Origin of the sequence: Ureibacillus sp. GCM10028918, assembly GCF_042666115.1 — a bacterium.
Lineage (GTDB): Bacteria > Bacillota > Bacilli > Bacillales_A > Planococcaceae > Ureibacillus.
Genome location: NZ_JBHTFK010000041.1, coordinates 88351 through 107249, shown reverse-complemented (window position 1 = coordinate 107249; position 18899 = coordinate 88351). Strand labels below are relative to the sequence as shown.

18 protein-coding genes and 2 pseudogenes are annotated in these 18899 nt (G+C 35.3%); 17 read left to right on the top strand and 3 right to left on the bottom strand.

The features are described from left to right. The first annotated feature begins 302 nt into the window (after positions 1 to 302). The 13 genes and pseudogenes from ACFQU5_RS19750 (at position 303) to ACFQU5_RS19690 (ending at position 11231) form a co-directional block, all read left to right on the top strand. Entirely contained in the window at positions 303 to 983 is a 681-nt protein-coding gene (locus ACFQU5_RS19750) for a M15 family metallopeptidase (RefSeq protein WP_390291878.1), read from the top strand. Beyond that, positions 984 to 2591 (top strand): ABC transporter substrate-binding protein, encoded by a 1608-nt coding sequence (locus ACFQU5_RS19745; protein WP_390291876.1) that lies wholly within the window; start codon positions 984 to 986, stop codon positions 2589 to 2591. Positions 2592 to 2610: 19 nt separating this feature from the next. Then, on the top strand, positions 2611 to 3615 hold the full coding sequence (locus tag ACFQU5_RS19740; RefSeq protein WP_390291874.1) for an ABC transporter permease: 1005 nt from the start codon (positions 2611 to 2613) through the stop codon (positions 3613 to 3615). A 10-nt stretch (positions 3616 to 3625) separates the two neighbouring features. Continuing rightward, positions 3626 to 4489, top strand: a complete 864-nt coding sequence (locus tag ACFQU5_RS19735) for an ABC transporter permease (protein ID WP_390291872.1) — start codon at positions 3626 to 3628, stop codon at positions 4487 to 4489. Positions 4490 to 4500: 11 nt separating this feature from the next. Further along, positions 4501 to 5466: an ABC transporter ATP-binding protein gene (locus ACFQU5_RS19730; protein WP_390291870.1), complete on the top strand. Its 966-nt coding sequence runs from the start codon at positions 4501 to 4503 to the stop codon at positions 5464 to 5466. Beyond that, positions 5463 to 6224, top strand: coding sequence for an ABC transporter ATP-binding protein (locus tag ACFQU5_RS19725; protein ID WP_390291868.1), 762 nt, complete (start codon positions 5463 to 5465; stop codon positions 6222 to 6224). Before ACFQU5_RS19730 ends, ACFQU5_RS19725 begins: the two co-directional genes overlap by 4 nt. A 334-nt stretch (positions 6225 to 6558) precedes the next feature. Then, positions 6559 to 6984 (top strand): ORF6N domain-containing protein, encoded by a 426-nt coding sequence (locus tag ACFQU5_RS19720; protein WP_390291866.1) that lies wholly within the window; start codon positions 6559 to 6561, stop codon positions 6982 to 6984. A 393-nt stretch (positions 6985 to 7377) separates the two neighbouring features. Beyond that, entirely contained in the window at positions 7378 to 7500 is a 123-nt protein-coding gene (locus tag ACFQU5_RS19715) for a hypothetical protein (RefSeq protein ID WP_390291864.1), read from the top strand. 19 nt (positions 7501 to 7519) lie between these two features. Then, a pseudogene (locus tag ACFQU5_RS19710) lies at positions 7520 to 7615 on the top strand (conserved phage C-terminal domain-containing protein); the annotation flags it as partial. A gap of 6 nt (positions 7616 to 7621) precedes the next feature. Next, a complete protein-coding gene (locus ACFQU5_RS19705; protein WP_390291863.1) occupies positions 7622 to 7756 on the top strand; it encodes a hypothetical protein in 135 nt (44 codons plus the stop codon). A 51-nt stretch (positions 7757 to 7807) separates the two neighbouring features. Continuing rightward, positions 7808 to 8203: a DnaB-like helicase N-terminal domain-containing protein gene (locus ACFQU5_RS19700; RefSeq protein WP_390291861.1), complete on the top strand. Its 396-nt coding sequence runs from the start codon at positions 7808 to 7810 to the stop codon at positions 8201 to 8203. 1103 nt (positions 8204 to 9306) lie between these two features. Next, complete coding sequence (locus ACFQU5_RS19695; protein ID WP_390291859.1) at positions 9307 to 10611, top strand: phytoene desaturase family protein; 1305 nt, start codon at positions 9307 to 9309, stop codon at positions 10609 to 10611. A gap of 20 nt (positions 10612 to 10631) precedes the next feature. Next, complete coding sequence (locus tag ACFQU5_RS19690; RefSeq protein WP_390291857.1) at positions 10632 to 11231, top strand: TetR/AcrR family transcriptional regulator; 600 nt, start codon at positions 10632 to 10634, stop codon at positions 11229 to 11231. A gap of 307 nt (positions 11232 to 11538) precedes the next feature. Here ACFQU5_RS19690 and ACFQU5_RS19685 read toward each other — a convergent pair whose 3' ends face one another. Continuing rightward, entirely contained in the window at positions 11539 to 12309 is a 771-nt protein-coding gene (locus tag ACFQU5_RS19685) for a DUF4230 domain-containing protein (protein ID WP_390291855.1), read from the bottom strand. A gap of 556 nt (positions 12310 to 12865) precedes the next feature. Here ACFQU5_RS19685 and ACFQU5_RS19680 point away from each other — a divergent pair. The 4 genes and pseudogenes from ACFQU5_RS19680 to ACFQU5_RS19665 form a co-directional block, all read left to right on the top strand. After that, positions 12866 to 13159, top strand: a pseudogene (locus tag ACFQU5_RS19680) (aldehyde dehydrogenase family protein); the annotation flags it as partial. A 534-nt stretch (positions 13160 to 13693) separates the two neighbouring features. Next, on the top strand, positions 13694 to 14881 hold the full coding sequence (locus ACFQU5_RS19675; RefSeq protein WP_390291853.1) for an alanine dehydrogenase: 1188 nt from the start codon (positions 13694 to 13696) through the stop codon (positions 14879 to 14881). Then, positions 14881 to 16260 (top strand): sodium/glutamate symporter, encoded by a 1380-nt coding sequence (locus ACFQU5_RS19670; protein WP_390291851.1) that lies wholly within the window; start codon positions 14881 to 14883, stop codon positions 16258 to 16260. The genes ACFQU5_RS19675 and ACFQU5_RS19670 overlap by 1 nt, the downstream gene beginning before the upstream one ends. 201 nt (positions 16261 to 16461) lie before the next feature. Beyond that, positions 16462 to 16647 carry a hypothetical protein gene (locus ACFQU5_RS19665; protein WP_390291849.1) on the top strand — a complete coding sequence of 62 codons (186 nt, stop codon included), beginning with the start codon at positions 16462 to 16464 and terminating at the stop codon, positions 16645 to 16647. A 202-nt stretch (positions 16648 to 16849) separates the two neighbouring features. On the opposite strand, the gene ACFQU5_RS19660 is transcribed toward ACFQU5_RS19665, so the two are convergent. Together ACFQU5_RS19660 and ACFQU5_RS19655 are read right to left on the bottom strand one after the other, a co-directional pair. Continuing rightward, a complete protein-coding gene (locus ACFQU5_RS19660) occupies positions 16850 to 17620 on the bottom strand; it encodes an IclR family transcriptional regulator (protein WP_390291847.1) in 771 nt (256 codons plus the stop codon). 4 nt (positions 17621 to 17624) lie between these two features. Continuing rightward, positions 17625 to 18890 carry a TRAP transporter large permease gene (locus ACFQU5_RS19655; protein WP_390291845.1) on the bottom strand — a complete coding sequence of 422 codons (1266 nt, stop codon included), beginning with the start codon at positions 18888 to 18890 and terminating at the stop codon, positions 17625 to 17627. Positions 18891 to 18899 lie beyond the last annotated feature (9 nt).

The window sequence follows — 18899 nt, the reverse complement described above, 5'->3', positions numbered from 1 at the left end:
TTTGTAGATTACTGAAGCACTCATTAACATGTTTTTGACAAATATCTTATATGCTTCTATATTGGCATACTTATGGTCCTGGAAATTTTACTTATAATAAAAAAAGGCTGATCCAATTTTGGGTCAGTCTTTTAATCTAGTGTATAGTAAAAATTCCATTGCTTTCCAATAATCTTTCAATTAAAATAAAAATATTCAGAAAATTATATTAATAGAGAGTTGTTTGTTTAGAAATTTGCTTTTAAATAGAAGTTTTTTATATCTCTATATTACCAATTAAGTTGTTAAGGGGAGGTGCTCAATTGGATTCTGAATATCCAAAAGTTGGTAATGTTATTACCGAAAATGAAGAACCATTAGTTTCTCTTTCAACAGTTTCAGAAAAAATAAAAGTATTTCCCTATTATTTTAAACATCAGATTCCCGGGGCAATAAATGATTGCTATTTACGAGAGGGAGTAGTTTCTAAATTGTTGCAGGTTGCTAATCAACTTCCAAACGACCATTACCTCGTTATTTTAGATGGATGGCGTTCCTTTGCAACCCAAAGGGCATTATATGAAACCATCAAAAGCCAATTTGAAACGAAATTTGACACAGAAGAAGAACTATTACAGCACCTATCACAGTTTGTTGCAACTCCATCGAAAAACCCACTTAAACCATCACCACATTACACTGGTGGGGCTGTAGATTTAACGATTGGAAATAGCCATGGTTGGCTCAATATGGGGACTGACTTCGATGAATTTACCGAAAAAGCACACACCTTATACTTTGAACATAAAGAACAGTTGACGGCTCAGGAAGTACAAATACGTGATAATCGCCGTCTTCTAAGAACGTCAATGGAAAGTGTAGGTTTTCGAACGAATCCTGAGGAATGGTGGCATTTTGATTATGGAAATGCTCGCTGGGCTGAAGATTCGAGAAATAGGCCAATCTATTTTGGCATTGAACTTCATATTAAAGGAGAGAATTGAATGGTAAAAAAGCTTAGCTATGTATTATTAATGATTATTACTGCAATACTTCTCACAGCATGTAAAGAAAATGCAAACGCTCCGACATCTTCAGAAACCACACCAGATAAAACAACTCCAACCGAAACAGAAACAACAGCAACAAATCCAGATCAATTAGTTATTGCCATCCCTGCAGATGTTACTTCATTAGATCCAGCTATAACAATGGACAATAGTACTTGGAAGATTATCTACAACTCATATGAAAGATTAGTAGACTACGACGGTGCAACAACAAATATTAAACCAGGCTTAGCAGAAAAATGGGAAGTTAGCGAAGACGGTAAAACTTGGACATTCCCCTTAGAGGATGGTCATGTATTCTCTGATGGTACACCTGTTGATGCGGAAGCTGTAAAAGCAAGCTTTGATAGAACGTTGAAAATTGCTAATGGTCCTGCAGGCGTATATAGCATGGTATCTGAAATTCGAGTAGATGACCCGATGACAGTGGTATTCGTGTTATCTGAAAACTTCCCTCCATTCCTATCAACATTAGCAGCAAACTATGGAAACATAGTAAGCCCAACAGTAATGGAACACGAAGAAAATGGTGATTTGGGTCAAAATTACTTAGCAGAAAATACATTAGGAAGTGGCCCATATAAGTTAACTGAGTGGAAAAAAGGAGATTCATTAAAACTTGAAATTAATGAACATTCCAAGGTAAAACCAACGCTTAAATCAATCTTATTTAGAATTGTAGGCGATCCATCGGTACAACGTATGCAATTAGAAAAAGGCGAAATCGATATTGCAGAAGGAATTCCTGTCGATCAAATTGATTCGGTTAAAGGATTAGAAAATGTCGCATTAATTCAAGAGCCAAGTTTATTAGCAGACTATATTTATATCAATACAAGTAAAGGCAATGCAGCATTACAGGACGAAAAAGTTCGTCAAGCATTAAACTATGCTATGGATTATGAAAGCTTAGTAAGTGCAGTCCAACTAGGTTATGCAACACAAATGCGTGGACCAATTCCTGATGGTATTTGGGGTCATGATGAAAGTGTACATCAATATAATTACGATGTAGAAAAAGCAAAAGCATTATTAGCTGAAGCTGGTGTAGAAAATTTAACACTTGAATTATTATACTCTGATAATAAAACATGGTGGGAAACAGAGGCATTAGCAATTCAATCAAATTTAGCTGATATTGGTGTCACATTAAACTTAAATAAAGTTGCTTATGCTACTTCTCGTGAAATGATGGAAAAAGGCGAATTCGATCTAGCATTAGGTGTGTGGAGCCCAGACTTTGGTGACCCTTATGCCTTCATGAATTACTGGTTCGATTCAGCTAACCACGGTTTAGCAGGGAACAGAGCTTTCTATACAAATAGCGAAGTAGACAATTTGTTAAAAGAAGCGGCTACAAATAATGATCAATCTGCACGTCAAGAAATTTATAAGCAAATCCAAGATATCGTTATGGAAGAAGCTCCATATATTCTTCTATATCAAAAAGACTTTATTTTACCTATGAGTAAAGATGTAAAAGGCTTTGTTTATAATCCGATGTTGGAAGGTATCTACTTCTTAAGTGAAATGTCTAAATAAACAACTGGAGTGACGAACCATGATACAAATGATTGTTAAAAGATTAGGCCTTATACTATTTGTCGTATTTGGGGTGACATTGGTGACATTCTTTATGTCCCATGTCATTCCTGGCGACCCTGCAAGTTTGATTGCTGGACAAAGGGCAAGTGAAGAAACTTTACAATCAATTCGTCAACAATTGGGTCTAGACCAGCCAGTCTGGATCCAATATCTTCACTACATTGGTGATTTATTAACTGGTGATTTAGGTACTTCCATACGTACACAACGCCCAGTATTAGATGAATTGATTACATTTTTTCCAGCAACCATTGAATTAGCTATTGCAGCCTTTGCAATTGCGATTGTGTTAGGAATTCCATTAGGTATTCTTGCAGCCTTGAAAAAGAACTCAATTTGGGACAATCTAAGTCGCGTATTTTCGATTAGTGGGGTATCCATTCCAGTATTTTTTAGCGGGTTAATTGTTATTTTAATTTTTTATGGGAAGTTAGGATGGCTCCCTTCAAATGGACGGATTGCACTTGATATCAATCCTCCTACACATATTACAGGCTTCTATATTTTAGATAGTATTTTCACTGGGGATATGGTTGCACTAAAAAGCAGTTTACAGCATCTTATCCTACCTGCATTAGTTTTGTCCTATGCACAACTAGCTGTCATCACAAGACAAGTTCGAGCTAGTATGCTTGAGGTCATGAGTCAGGAATATATTCGCACAGCAATTGCAAACGGTATAAAGGGACGTTTATTAATCATCTCCTATGCCTTAAAAAATGCATTAATTCCTACTGTTACTGTCATTGGTGTAGCCTTTGGTTCACTACTTGGAGGAGCAGTTGTAACAGAGACGATTTTTGGTTGGCCTGGGATGGGGAAATTCGTTGTAGATTCAATTTCTTATTTAGATTTCCCAGCGATGATGGGCTTTACGATTATTATTAGTATTGGCTATGTATTGATTAATTTAATTGTAGATATTATTTATGGATTATTAAATCCACAAATGAAAAAATAGGGGGATTTTTATGCAGATTAACTACTATTCTAAAAATCTAAAAAGTAACCCTATCTGGTATAAATTAAAGCAAAATAAAATGACTTGGGTAGGAATAATCATTCTAGCATTAATTGTTTTATTTTCAGTAATAGTTCCTCTTTTTTCTCCCTTTGACCCTAATAAAATTGATTTAGTCAATAAATTTCAGCCCCCCTCTTCTCAGCATTGGTTTGGTACTGATGAAGTAGGAAGGGATATTTTTACAAGGATTCTTTATGGAGCTAGGCTTTCTCTAGGCGTCGGAATATTAATCATTGTCATAGCAGCTGCTATCGGCATTGTAATCGGTACAATTTCAGGTTATATCGGTGGCATTGTGGATACGATCATAATGCGTTTTGTCGATATGATTTTAGCCTTTCCGAATTTAATATTAGCGATGGCGTTAGCTGCAGTACTAGGTCCGAATTTACAAAACGCGATGATTGCGATTGCTATCGTAAAAATTCCTGTTTATATTCGCCTTGCTCGCGGGGAAGCCATGTTGCTAAAGGAAAAATTATTTGTGAAATCTGCTGAAACATTTGGAATAAATAAGGCACTCATAATCATCAAGCATATTATTCCGAATGCAATCTCACCTGTTATTATTCAGGCGACATTGGATGTAGGGGATACAATTTTATTAATTGCGACTTTAGGGTTCCTAGGATTAGGAGCACAACCCCCAACGCCTGAGTGGGGTGCGATGATAAGTATTGGATGGACATACCTTTTAACTTATTGGTGGTATCCAGTTTTTCCAGGTTTATTTTTATTTTTATCTTCAGGTGCACTTAATTTAATTGGAGATGGAATCCGTGATGTATTGGATCCAAAATCAGCGCGTTAGGAGGGAGAGTCATGATGCTGGAAATTAAAAATTTACATGTTGATTTTGAAGGAATGCGCGGCAAAACAGAGGCTTTGAAAAATATGAATCTCTCTCTAAATCGTGGTGAGATATTAGGGATTGTTGGTGAATCGGGTTCTGGTAAATCAATTACTGCTTTATCGATTTTAGGGCTTCTAGAAGAAAATGCCATTATTTCAAAGGGTAGGATTCTTTATAATGGTGATAATTTACTTGAATTAAGTAAAAAGAACATTCAAGCATTAAGAGGAAAAGAGATTGGGATGGTATTTCAGGAACCAATGACTGCCTTACAGCCGACGATGAGAATTGGAAAACAACTGTTTAATGTAATTAAGCAACATCGTAATTTATCATCGAAAGAAACAAAAGAAGCTGTATTACATGCATTAAGGGAAGTTTATATCGATAATCCAGAGCTAGTTGCAAAGAAGTATCCTTTTGAACTGAGTGGTGGAATGAGGCAACGAATTGTTATTGCACTTGCCATGGCAGCTCCACCTAGTCTACTAATTGCTGATGAACCTACAACTGCGCTTGATGTAACAATTCAATATGAGATTATTAATTTGATCAAAGAATTAAATGAAAAAAGAGGCACTTCGGTTTTACTTATTACACATGATTTAGGTGTTGTTGCAAATGTTTGTGATCGGATACTTGTAATGTATGCAGGGGAAGTTGTGGAAAGTGGAAATACAAAGGATGTGTTAAGTCATCCCATTCATCCTTACACCAAGTCTCTTTTAAATGCTCTACCTGATTCGGTTGAACCACATGAACCATTACAGGCGATTGAAGGTGAGCCGCCTAATTTACTTAAACGACCTAAAGGATGTGCATTTTCTGAAAGATGCCATTTTGTAATGGATATTTGTAAAGAAGAACATCCCGAATTAAAGGATGGTAGGTCAAGTCATCAAGCATCCTGCTGGTTAGAGAAGGTGATTGTATGATAGAAATTTCACAGCTTGAGAAAATTTATAGTACAGGAAAAGACTGTATGATAGCGGTAAAATCAACGAATCTAACTATTATTGAAGGAGAAATTTTAGGAATCGTCGGCGAGTCCGGCTCAGGAAAAAGTACTTTAGGCAAAATGATTATTGGGTTAGAGACGCCTTCTAATGGGAGCATCACTTATAAGGGACATCCCCTTTGGAATAAAAAGAAATATAACCGTGTGGAGGCTGGCGAAATTCAAACTGTTTTCCAAGATCCTCAAAGCTCCCTTGATCCTAGAATGAGTGTGAAAGATATTATTTTGGAGCCGTTACTCGCCCTTTCGAAAGTAGAAAGAAGAGAAAAGGGAAATAGGGAGCGACTACTGCAATTAATAAAACGAGTTGGGTTGAAGGAAGAACATTTGGATCGTTATCCACATGAATTTAGTGGTGGGCAAAGACAGAGAATTGCCATAGCACGGGCTTTGATTACTGATCCTTCATTTATTGTACTGGATGAACCAACCTCTGCACTGGATGTCTCCGTACAAGCCCAGGTGTTAAATTTACTGAAAGAGTTACAGAAGGAGAGAAATTTAACCTATTTGTTTATATCCCACAATATGTCGGTCATTAGATATATGTGTCAAAGAGTTGCTGTAATGTTTAAAGGGGAGATAGTAGAGGTTGGAGACACCAATGAAATATTTGAACATCCTGAACAACCTTATACACAAAAGCTGTTATCTTCAGTATTAAATTCAAAATGATACAAATACACAATCGATTATTTTAAAATGAATTTACAACCGTTACTCGTATTTTGGGAAACAGTTGTTATTGGATGACGTTGGCAAGTAGTTTTTTCATACACAAATTAATGTCCGAAAGGTACATTTTTTATAATGCCATAACCAACCAGGGCACACTTGTCCTGGTTTTTTTATACTTTAAAACCAAGCAAATCTCTAATTTTCCAACCGAGAAGCTCTTATTCCCCATACCCTCAACTTTTTCTCACCACCATGTCTTTTTCCACTAAAAAACGATATTTATTAAGTGAAAGCAAATATGCACCACTTACTAAAAGGAGATGTGACAAAAATGAACATTATTGAATTCAATGGAGAAGCAGTTCTGGAAACAAAGGAATTAGCAAAACTGTATTGTCGAGCTCCTCACGAGCTAACAATCGCTTTTTTCCAAAACATCAATCGATTTAAAGAAGGCGAACATTATTATTTACTTGATAATCAATTCCAGGACTTTGAAGAATTTATAAACGACCACCTTGATGAAGAGTTAACAAAGCAAAAGGCAATATATCTATGGACCGAGCATGGTCTCTATGAACATGCCTCACTAATGAATTGCATAAAGGCGTGGCATTCGTATTGTCAATTTATCTATTTTGTTCTTACGCAGTCCGAAGAAGTAAAGCAGGCAATCCAGGTACTCCAGAAAGCTGAAGATATGATTACAAGAGAGAAGTTTTTATACTTTTTAACGAAGGAGCTGTTTACAATATGAAACTCCTAATAAATGAATCCCCTCTACAGGTATTACCAACCATAGCAACAAAGCTTAGGTTGAATGAAGCCGTTGTTCTGCAACAACTGCATTATAAATTGCAGCAGTCTCCCTTGAAATATGGAGGTTTTACTTGGTACCACCATACTTATACAAAATGGCAACGGCAGTTTCCATTTTGGTCTGAGAAGACGATTAGTCGAATCTTTTTGGGGCTAGAAGAAGATGGGATTATTGTGTCGACCCAACAGTACAACGAGATGAAGGTCAATAAGACCAAATGGTATCGTATAGACTACGATGTTTTTTATGCTGTCTTGGAAATCCAACCTGACCCACTCGTGCAAATGTATGCCACCTACCGAACAAATTTGGGGGGAGGTTACAGACGAGTTGGCCGCATCAGATTTAAAAGAATTAAAAAAAGAAGAAGTAAAAGAACACAATGTGCGTGTTGTTGCTGAAATCATTCAATATTTAAACCAAAAAACAAACAAAAACCTTTCGAGTAAATAACAAAGCTACCAAACGCCTCATCAATGGACGATTAGCAGATGGATACAAACTGGAGGACTTTAAGAAAGTCATTGATACAAAGGTGCTCCAATGGCTTCCAAGACCCGATATGAAGCCATTTTTGAGACCTAGTACACTATTTAGCCCAACGAACTTTGAAAACTACCTCAACGAATCGACCGATACACAAACGCTAAAATCGAATACATCCGTTCAACCAATCGTTCTAGACTTTGATGCAGGGGAAGAAGATTAGTACAAATACAACAAGTTAGTGCTTGTACTAAGTGGAAGGGGAGCTCACGTAATGTCTCCAGATTTAAGCATAGATTTACTAGAAAAGAGTTTGCTAGGAACCATGCTGAAAGAAAATTACTTGATTGTCGATGAAGTCCTCAGAACGGACATGTTTCAATCTCAAATTCACCGCTCTATTTATCTAGCCATGCAAAACCTAGCAAGGAACAATCAACCTGTCGACTATATTACGATTTTAACCATGGTAGAACCAGGTGAAGTCGGTGGTGCCAACTACCTTGCAAATCTACAAAACTATGGGGATTCTGAAAAATTTGAAGCCTACCTAGAACTTCTCAAAAAAGATTGGCGGAAGAAACAAAAACAACAAATTCCAATTGATATTCTCACATGGCAGTTTAAGATGAAATCATCAATCAAATTAATAACAAAAAACAATACTTAAACTACCCAGTCATTTACGTGTTAAATGGTAATAAAGAAGAAGCTTACATTGGTGAGACGGTTTATTTTGAAAATCGAATGAAAGCTCATTAGCTATTTCCTAATCCACCTCAAAAATCAAGATAAAATAAAAGTACTGATGAAAGTACTTCAATTAGATAAGAAGCAACTAAACTTTGTAAATGAAATTGCATGAGCAATGTCTGAACGAAGCAATCTAATTCCATATTAAATCTTTTCCTAACATAAAAAACGAATAAATTGAATTAATTGGAACGCTGTATGCGGTGAAAGTCGCACGTACGGTGTGAAGTGGAGGAAAAGCTGGCGATAACTTCAAAGCATACCTATCACGATTAGATTGAATTGTACTTTATTATAAACCGTTTAATATTAAGCATGGTGAACCGTATCATAAGTAAATGAGGTAATTTGGAAAAATATAAAACTACAAGCCAAAATACCGAGTTTTGGCTTGTTTTTAGTTTTGGATTAAAATCCAAAAAATCCAAGTTTGCTCCAATTAAGATGTGTGGAACTTAAGTAAAGCTATATAATAGGGAACCAATGATTTGCTAGACCAAGTATAATGCCTTATGACTCCCAAACGGTTTCTATTGCCTCAAAACGATTTTTTCCTTTTCTTGATAGAATCGTATACTTTTCGGATGATAAAACCGTATATTACCAATGCTTAATCCCATGAACAGGTGAAGCGTGATAACTTCTATCTTTATTTGAATAACCCTTATTGCTTATTTTGTCACCGTGAGGAGAATCGGCAAATTAATTTCCTTATTATTATTATTATTATTATTATTAGTGAGAATTTAAAAAAGAAGGTGCTTACAAAAGTTGTAGAGAACTATCTCTCTTTTCTGTAGCGCAATATTTTAATTCTTATAGTGATATTATTTGGTATTCCTTATTTCACCCATTAATCTGTCCATTTTGAAATAGCTCTGTATCACTCCCTTTCAGCAACATAAAAAAAGACTTTAATGGCAATCAGAATTGTTTCAATAAACTGAATACTATCCATTGACTATACTAACTAGTTAGTCTAAAATTGAATTAGGGAAATTATACCAAGGGGTGATTCAAATGAATAAGGTTATTGTTATAGGAGCGGGTTTAGGGGGGTTATTTACTGCCGGTTTATTGGCAGGAAGGGGACATCAAGTGACAGTTGTCGAGCGATCACCGATATTAGGTGGAAGATCGCACGTAATAAAAAAGGGAGGCTTTACATTAGGTTATGGAGCTCATGCAATCTTGGCACCTAAAGCACATCCCGTAAAAAGTATCTTCAAAGAACTAAACATTGATTTAAAATATAGTAAAGCAAGTCTTACTAAATTTAAGATCTTTACAGATAGCGAATTACTGCCTACACCTTTAGGATCAGGAATTCTGACTTCAAAAGCCATTCATGGTCTGACTAATCATTTTATGTTTCTTAAAAAATTTATACAAATGGTGAAGGCTAAGCCTACTTTCGATGTTAATCTAACAGTACAAGATTGGATAAATGAAAATATAAAAAATGTTTCTGTAGCAAAAGTAATTAAGGCATATGTAGCTCTATCTGTTTATGATGGGGCATTGGATTGTTATTCTATGAACTCTTTTGTTGAACTTGCAAACTGTGAATATTCAAACATGGAGCCACTTGCTTATGCGGCATATGATGATTTATTGGATAAACTAAAAACACATATTATGACACACGGTGGAACAATTCAGGTGGGGTGTAAGGTCGAAGGACTTATTATTCAGGACGGTAATGTGGTCGGTGTTGAAACAAAGAATCAAAAATTATATGCAGATACAGTTGTATTGAACTTGCCACCTCAGTCTATCGCAAATATTATTACCTATGATCCGCTTATAGATGAACTTAGCCCTTATCTAAACCAATCACCCCAGTTTGTATACGTTTATGATTTAATGCTATCTAAATCTTTAAGAAAAGACATAACGAACATATTGGATCTTGACGAAAACGTATATATTAATGATTACAGCTTAAATGTTCCTTCATCGGTTACAAATAACGGGCAACTGCTCTCCTGTTTAAAGTTTTTGACCAAACAGGAGCAACAAGATGATCATCATGCGGAGCAGTCCAAACAATCAATAGAGAGAATTCTCGATACTGTCTATACTGGATGGAGAGAGCTAACTGTAGGAACAAGAATAATAAATAGGGCTATGGTGAATGGGATTGCAAGACATACTGGTAATGAATTCCTCCCTTTTAAAAGTAAGACAGTGGAATCACTCTATTTTGCAGGAGACTCTACAGCTGGCCGAGGTGGCTTAGGATTCCCAGCATATGAGAGTGCTTGGGCAGTTAGTGAGGAGATTAGTTTGAGAAATTCAAGGAAGCATGTGAATAATGTTTAATCAAAAGGAATGGAGAACAAATGACAGAGTTAATTCCTGGTAAAGAAAAGATTTTAGAGACGGCATTAGTTGAATTTGCCGATAAGGGTTATGAAGGAGCCAGAGTGGATCGGATTGCAATCGAAGCAGGCGTAAATAAGGCTCTAATCTATTATCATTTTAAAAACAAAGAAGAACTTTATGTATCAACGATTAACTATTTGTTTGAAAAATCAGCACCAACAAAATTAGAAATACCCTCATCTTTGACAGTTAAGGAAAAAATGTCAATTTTAATAAGGCACTTCACCACGTTTATTCATAATAACCCGATTTTTGTAAAAATTATGGATCAAGCTGTTAATACAGGCAATCGTATTTTTGACAATTTGTATGAACAAAACCTCTATTTTCAAATGGTTATGGCTTTATACTTTGAGGGAGTAGAAAAAGGAGAAATTAGAAGTGTTGAGGAACCAGTCGATTATTTGGTTTCTCTTCTGGGATCTTGTTATTTCTTCTATTCCCATCGAAATGCCTTATATAAATTTTATAATAGAGAATTGGACGAAAGAGAATTTCTAGAAATGCGCATTCGTACAGTGCAGGATATTGTGGATCGTGTATTATTCCAAAAATAAGAAATTCAATTAGAAATTATGATGGAGTTTTCATTGGTGGAAAGCTTGCAGACGGAAGTAAGTAAAAAAATGTACTGTTTTATGATAGAAATCTGGGCTAATCATTAATTTTTAAAGTTTAATAACGCAGAAAATAACTCCATGTAATTAACCTCATTTAGACTCATTAAGGTGAACTGTACCATAAATAAGTGTGGTTTTTTCTGAAATACACAACTAGCACCTTTCCATTTTGTGTGGAAGGTGCTGTTTTGAAAGTATTAATAGTTTCCTGTGCATATCATGCTCCTCAAAGAAAGCCCTCTTATTAGTTAAACGTGACATATATCGTATAACCAATATTTTTAAAAAACTCCTTTAACACTTTTTCTGCATTTTTCTCTGCAGTAGTTAATAAACCTTCAGAGATGGCTTCTTGACTAATTTGCTCTAGTGCCTTATCGGCTAGGTCAAATCCCTCATCCCATTTAACATCATCACGGAAAAGCCCGCCATCGACAAAGGTTTGTATTTTATCCATTTGTACGGATGGTTCCTGGATGAGCTCTGCATGAGGAAGGGTAATATCTATTTCTTTTGTTTCTTCATTAATAGTCATGTCCTTAGAAGTAATCCCTTTCAAATCAACACCAGCAATAACTGTTGCAGGTACAATTAATAGTATTTCTCGTTTTGTTCCTGGTAGATCAAGATTAAAAGGGATGTCTTTACCAAATATTTCATTATCCTCTTCTTGCAGAACTGTTTTCATATGAGCTTCAGCTGTTGCCAATGTGGAGAGCTCTTTTACTTCTTCAACAAACGTGACAGACTCTTGTTTGAATGGATTGCCCGAAAATAGCAAAATTGCTCCTGCAGCAATGACTAAAAAAGCAAGGATGACCAAAATAATCTTCAATCTACTAGCTTTTAAGAAATACTTAAATCCTCTTTTCGGTGTAGGTAAAAATCTTGAGTTATAATCCACTGCAATAGTTGCAGCACTTTGCTGTTGTGATGCCGTTAATTCTACTAATAATCTTTCTAGCTGTGCAATTTTTTCGTCTTTTTCTTTTATAATGTCTCTATTTGTATCCATTTTTTCTCCTTTGATTTTTACTATTAAGATGCTTATCCTTTTTTCTACTAATCTATTATGTAAGGCATTATCAGTTGACGCAAAAAGTTGTAGAAATTACCATCAGTTATTGTAGTAAATCCTGTTCCAACTTCTTTATGAGTTCGTGCCTCCTATTATATTTATATAAATATTTTAACATATATAGGATAAATTGTTCATTATTTTATGGAATTAAATGGTAGAGTTTAAGCTAATTCATTATAAGTATTAACTGATTTTTATCCTCGTGACGCTTACTTATAACGCCTGCAAATTAGTAGTAATTCAAAGGAATACTACCAACAATCCCTCTCAAAAAGAAGGCTACTACTATTTGAAAAAACCTTTAAAACTTACATAAGAATGATAGAAAACGTACCCTTTAGCCGTCAATAATCCTTTGTTTGTGTAGTAGTTTTTCTTTGAAATGCTCTAAAATTCAACTTTATCAATTCTTGAAATAAGATTTGGGATTTAACGTAAATTACCTTCTTAGTAAAAAATGGCTAATACGATCCCTATATTCCCATTTATTGAAACATTTGACCCTGTTATTCCTATTGTAACATTCTCGACATTTGAAGAAGCTGTTGCGATCGCCAATGATTCACCATATGGCTTAGCTGCATACTTCTTTACAGAAAATTATAAAGATGGTTTATATTTAAGTGAAAACTTGTATTACGGAATCATCGGCTGGAATGATGGCGCGCCATCAGGAGCACATATTCCATTTGGTGGCATGAAAGACTCCGGTGTTGGCAGTGAAGGTGGCTCTGAAGGGATTGAGCCATACTTAGAAACAAAATATTTATCAGTAGGTTTGTAAAAGCTACTGCTCTTACTGACCCAATAAATTGAGATAAATAAAAACACCTTGCGTTGAGAAACGGGTATGAAGTGACCCTTAAAAGCAACGTAGAGGTGTTTTTTCTATGGAATAAGAGTTAGTTATCCAGTTACCCAGGACTGCACTTATTCCAAAATTTTTAAAAACTTTAACTTAGATAGAGAATTGGTAATTTAGGAGGGGACTATGAAGAGAAAAACAATTTGGTTGTCACTTATTTAGTAACAATCATTTTTTAATTTTGCACGTAATTTATTCTATTACTTTAGTTGCTGAAATTTTTGTGAAATAACTTATCTTTAACTAGAGGCATTCTTTAAATTAATGCTGGATTGCGCTATGTCGTGTTCGGAATTGAGTGAATATTTTAAATTATATTGAAACGATTTTTTGTAATTGTTATACTATTCTCTAAGTTTTATTATATCAACCTGGTTTTATATAACAAAACTATCAAGAAATAGCTATTAACTTATCATGCTATTGAACATATTAAAACAGTGGGGGAAGAAAATGATATTTGGTGTATTGAAAGACATTAAAGTGGGCGAGTATCGAGTAATTGCTACTCCAACAGAAGTTGGAACGATTATAAGCGATGGCCATACAGTTCTTGTCCAAAAAGATGCAGGAATTCGGGCAGGATTCTGTAATGAAGTTTATGAGGAGCAAGGTGCCGAAATAGTTGAAACAATTGAAGAGATGTATGAAAGATGTGACTTTCTAGCAAAAGTTAAAGAAATTGAAGAAAATGAATATCAATTAATCAAGGAAAATCAAATTATCTATACGTGCATACATCCAGCTGCACACGAAGAGCAAGTACAAGCTATACTCGATAGCAAATGTATTGCATTCACAGCAGAGGATTCACATCGATTCGGTTCAGTAAATTGTGAAGCAGCAGGAAAACAAGGTGCATTAATGGGTCTACAAGCAATGCTGACGATCAATGGTGGGAAAGGGAAATTTGTTAGCGGTTTAGCTGGAGCCCCAGGTATGAAGGTACTTATTCTTGGTGGGGGATTAGTAGGAAGATCGGCACTGCAGGTTTTACATTCATTAGGAGCATGGTGTACGGTTATGGATGTGAATTACGGGGTATTGAGAGATATTGGAAAAACGTATAATGAAAAAGTGAATACGCAGTTATCAACTAAACAAGGCATTAAAGAATTGCTTCCGGAAATTGATATGGTGATTAACTGTGTAAAATGGCCAAAGGAACGCAAAGATTATTTAATAGATCGTGATATGCTCAATTTAATGGAAAAAGGATCAGTTATTGTGGATATTAGTAATGATACTGATGGTGCGATTGAATCCTTCCGTGAAACAACGCATGAAAATCCTACATATATCGAAAATGGCGTCGTTCATTATTGTGTGAGCAATATTCCTGGAGCTATTGCTAATTCTACCTCTGTAGCTTATGCAGCATCTGTACTTCCACATATTCAATCAATTCTTAATCTAGGTGTGAAAGCAGCTTGTATCAAAGACGGCTTTTTAAGACGAAGTCTAACTGCTTATAAAGGTTACCTTACACATGAAGAAACAAGTGCTATTCAAAATAGACCTTGGATAAGACCAGAAGCCGTTTTAAATATAAAAAATGAAAGTTTAGACCCGGCACCTCCAGCGACATCAACGAGATCAAATAACTTTTTAAGCACTGATGCTATCGGAGGAGTGGATTAATGACTTTATATACGATACTAGTAGATTTTGCTTGTGCCAGTATCCTGATTTTAATAGGTATGCTGCTTCGCGCAAAATTTAAATTTATTCAAAGAAGCTTTGTTCCAGCGAGCTTATTGGCAGGGTTTTTAGGTTTGGCATTAGGGCCTAGCTTTCTAAATATCCTACCCTTTTCCGAAGATATCGGCTCTTATGCAGGGATCATTACCATTTTTGTATTTGCGGCAGTTGGGATAAACGGATTTTCCTTTTCACCGGGCAATATGAAAAAGGATATTAATCGAATGGGCGCATATGCCACTTATAAAATTCTTGTTATAGGTCTTCAAATGTCTATTCCGATTGCCTTTTCCATTTTAATTATTTCAAAGTTTGCCCCAGAGATTAATAACGGATTTGGTTTACTGCTGGCAGCCGGATTCTATGGAGGTCACGGAACTGCGGCAGCGGTAGGCACAACTTTCGAATCATTAGGCTGGGAGACTGCAACTGACCTAGGAATGACAGCAGCTACCGGTGGGATTTTAGCAGGTATTTTTGGTGGACTTATCTTTATAAAATGGGCAACTCGGAAGGGCTACACTCATTATGTAAAGGATTTCTCGCAAATTTCGGAGGACTTAAAAACAGGATTAGTTCAACCTCAAAATCGAACTTCAATGGGCAATGATACGGTTTCACCAATTGCACTGGATCCATTGGCATTCCATTTAGCTTTATTAATTGTTCCATCAGGTTTAGGGTACCTTCTAAATAATTATATTGCTACTACTTGGGGTCTTGAATTCCCAACATTTACGATAGCATTTTTAATAGCATTACTTATGTATATATTGCTAGGTAGAGGAGAAAAAGGTGTTTATAAATATGTTGATAAAAAGGTAGTTGACCGTTTAGGCAGTGCAGCAACCGATTTTCTTGTATTTTTCGGTGTAGCTTCGATTAAATTACCTGTTGTTGTAGAATATGCCCTTCCACTTGGTTTACTAATGCTGTCGGGTGTAGTGATAGTTGTGGTAATGCTAATCGTGATTGGACCAGCTATGAACTATGAGAGCTGGTTTGAGCGTTCCATATTTGTTTATGGCTATTCAACGGGTGTATTTGCTATCGGACTTACATTATTAAGAATTATTGATCCTAATAATAAGTCAAAAACACTTACAGATACAGCGGTAGTTGGACCTATTAATACACCTTTGGAATTATTTGCATGGTCGGCAGGGCCTGTTATGCTGTTAAGCGGACAACACTGGACATTTGTTGGAATTTTCTTTGCCATCTCTATTGGCTGTCTTGTGATAGCCAGAATCTTCAAATGGTGGTACTGGAAGATTCCTTTAGATGGACGACCCCCTGTTCCATTAGATAAGAATTAAGATGTTATTGGAATAACGAAATAGCATATTAAAACATATATACTCATTATAAATAAAACTCGAATACTGGACTCATGCAATATAACAGTCCTTTATTCGAGTTTTTATGTTCAAAACTGATTCCACCCTCAGGATTCTATTATTTCCTACAAAACTTCAAAATAGGTACACTTGCGTCAGCTGGAGAAGAAGAATTCGGAGTTGAAAGAAACGGTTCGAATATCTACTGAAAATCAAAAAGCAGTCAGCAAAACGGAAAAGGATTTAGAATCTTCTACAGAGAATATTCAAAAGCTACCTAATGAATTAGCTCAACAATCCAAGGACAGTATTACGTCAATAAGTAATGTTCAAAAGGAGCTAGCTATAATTCTTAGCCCTTTCTAATTGCCTTTATAAATCCAAAAATACTCAAAAATCCATTTTAAAAAAATATAGATAAACTGAGGTTGATATGAATGCTCAGTTTATCTATATCACTTATTATGTTTTCAATTAGACTTAGTTTAGTGCATTTCTAATTTCGAAATTCCTAAACAACCATCACATTCATTTGAAGTGGTACTACAAGCTTTTCCCTTAAACTTTGTCACTCAATTTTTTTAAACTCATACCCGTTTAGATAGGATATTCTTCGACTTAGTTTTATAATTTCCTCTCGTGCAATGTCATGCTTAAGGTCCCATTTTTCCGTTATCATTGCGGTACTCACACCGGCAATAATTTTTCCATCGGCATTATAAATAGGGCAGGCTACACAATGAAATCCTATTGCCGATTCTTGATGTTCTTCGATATAGCCATGAGTTTTTGCATTCTGTAAATTCTTAAACAGTTCATCTAAATTTGTAATCGTTTGGGGGGTTACTGATTCTAGTCCATTGGGAAACAATTTTTCTAACTCTTCATAGCTTTTATCTATTAATTGAATTTTACCAACTGATGTACTATGAGAAGGGTACACTGAACCCGGATGCGTTACTAAATCAATTGTTGATGACCCTTTGATTTTTGCTAAATACATGACTTGATTTTCTTGTAAAATCCCCAATTGAATATGCTCATCAATAATTTCCAATGACTTTTTCGCTTCACCATTAAAAAGGTCAATTATTTCTAAATCTTTAAAGTAATGATGACCAATATGACCTAGAAATGGACCTAACTTGTATTCATCCTGATTATCTTTTATTAACCAATTTAATTGTTCTAATGTACGTAAAAGGAGAGAACACGAACTCTTGCTAATCCCTAATTCCCTTGAAATATCTATCAATCGCAATGATCCTTTATGTTCTACAACCATTTTGAGTATTCTGTCGATTTTAACTGCAGCTGGAACTTGATATTCATTTTTCAATATATTAACCACCTAATAGAACTAATGAAATTTGAGGGAAAATAACTAATAAAGCCAGTACCACTATCATTATACCAATAAACGGGATTACAGCCTTTACAAGTTCATCGAATCGGATAGTATCTAATGATTTTGCTACAAATAGATTAACCCCTAGTGGAGGTGTTAGTAAACCGATTGCTAGATTTACAATCATAAGAACACCGAAATACACTAAATTGATTTCGTACATACCTAAAATTGGCAATAAGATTGGTACGATTAAAATAATGGCTGCATTAATTTCCACAAACATACCCACTACAAAGAAAATCAACATGATAATCACGATAAACATTGCTGGACTACTTGTAATTTCCATTAATACTCCTGCAAGTTTTGTAGGAATTTGTTCTACTGTAATAACCCAACTCATTAAGTTTGCTGCAGCAATAATAAATAGTACCATTGCCGATAAAACGCCAGCCTCTACAAATGTGGTTTTTAAATCTTTAAATTTCATCGTTCGATAAATAAATAACGCTACTACTAAACCATATACTGATGCTACGGCACCCGATTCAGTTGGTGTAAAATACCCTGAATAGATACCACCTAAAATAATGATAGGCATTAATAATCCCAAAATTGACTTTTTAAAATGTTTCCAGAAATTAGCCCATGATGATTTTTCCAAACCTTTATAATTACGTTTTTTCGAAATGATATATGCATAGATAATTAATGCTAAACCCATTAAAATTCCAGGTAAAACCCCTGCGACAAATAAATCCCCTACACTGGTATTTGCTGAAATCCCATATGTGATAAATGGAATACTTGGCGGAATAATAATCCCAATAGTTCCGGCGGAGGCAATTAAAGCTAATGCGAATTTTTTATCATAGCCTTCCTTAATCATTGCAGGAACAATAATCGAACCAATTGCAACTACTGTCGCTGGCGCAGAACCAGATATTGCAGCAAAGAACATACTGGCTATAACAGCAATAATTGCAAATCCACCTGTAACGGATCCTACAATGCTTCCCGCAAAATCAACTAGCCTTTTAGAGATTCCACCCTTTTCCATAATCTTCCCAGCAAGCATGAATAGTGGAATTGACATTAATGGAAATGAATCTAATCCTGTGATCATACGTTGAATCGCAACAAATTCAGATAAATCGGAGTTCAATAATGCAACCATGGATGCAAAAGCTACACCGATAGCTAAAGGAACATTTAAAATAAGTAATACTAGTAGTACGACAATTAATATCGTTATCATATGCTCCCT

Bases quoted from the DNA above. Each gene is read 5' to 3' on its own strand.
- ACFQU5_RS19745 (WP_390291876.1), top strand. From the start codon at position 984: ATGGTAAAAAAGCTTAGCTATGTATTATTAATGATTATTACTGCAATA.
- ACFQU5_RS19740 (WP_390291874.1), top strand. From the start codon at position 2,611: ATGATACAAATGATTGTTAAAAGATTAGGCCTTATACTATTTGTCGTA.
- ACFQU5_RS19735 (WP_390291872.1), top strand. From the start codon at position 3,626: ATGCAGATTAACTACTATTCTAAAAATCTAAAAAGTAACCCTATCTGG.
- ACFQU5_RS19730 (WP_390291870.1), top strand. From the start codon at position 4,501: ATGATGCTGGAAATTAAAAATTTACATGTTGATTTTGAAGGAATGCGC.
- ACFQU5_RS19725 (WP_390291868.1), top strand. From the start codon at position 5,463: ATGATAGAAATTTCACAGCTTGAGAAAATTTATAGTACAGGAAAAGAC.
- ACFQU5_RS19720 (WP_390291866.1), top strand. From the start codon at position 6,559: ATGAACATTATTGAATTCAATGGAGAAGCAGTTCTGGAAACAAAGGAA.
- ACFQU5_RS19700 (WP_390291861.1), top strand. From the start codon at position 7,808: ATGTCTCCAGATTTAAGCATAGATTTACTAGAAAAGAGTTTGCTAGGA.
- ACFQU5_RS19695 (WP_390291859.1), top strand. From the start codon at position 9,307: ATGAATAAGGTTATTGTTATAGGAGCGGGTTTAGGGGGGTTATTTACT.
- ACFQU5_RS19690 (WP_390291857.1), top strand. From the start codon at position 10,632: ATGACAGAGTTAATTCCTGGTAAAGAAAAGATTTTAGAGACGGCATTA.
- ACFQU5_RS19685 (WP_390291855.1), bottom strand. From the start codon at position 12,309: ATGGATACAAATAGAGACATTATAAAAGAAAAAGACGAAAAAATTGCA.
- ACFQU5_RS19675 (WP_390291853.1), top strand. From the start codon at position 13,694: ATGATATTTGGTGTATTGAAAGACATTAAAGTGGGCGAGTATCGAGTA.
- ACFQU5_RS19670 (WP_390291851.1), top strand. From the start codon at position 14,881: ATGACTTTATATACGATACTAGTAGATTTTGCTTGTGCCAGTATCCTG.
- ACFQU5_RS19655 (WP_390291845.1), bottom strand. From the start codon at position 18,890: ATGATAACGATATTAATTGTCGTACTACTAGTATTACTTATTTTAAAT.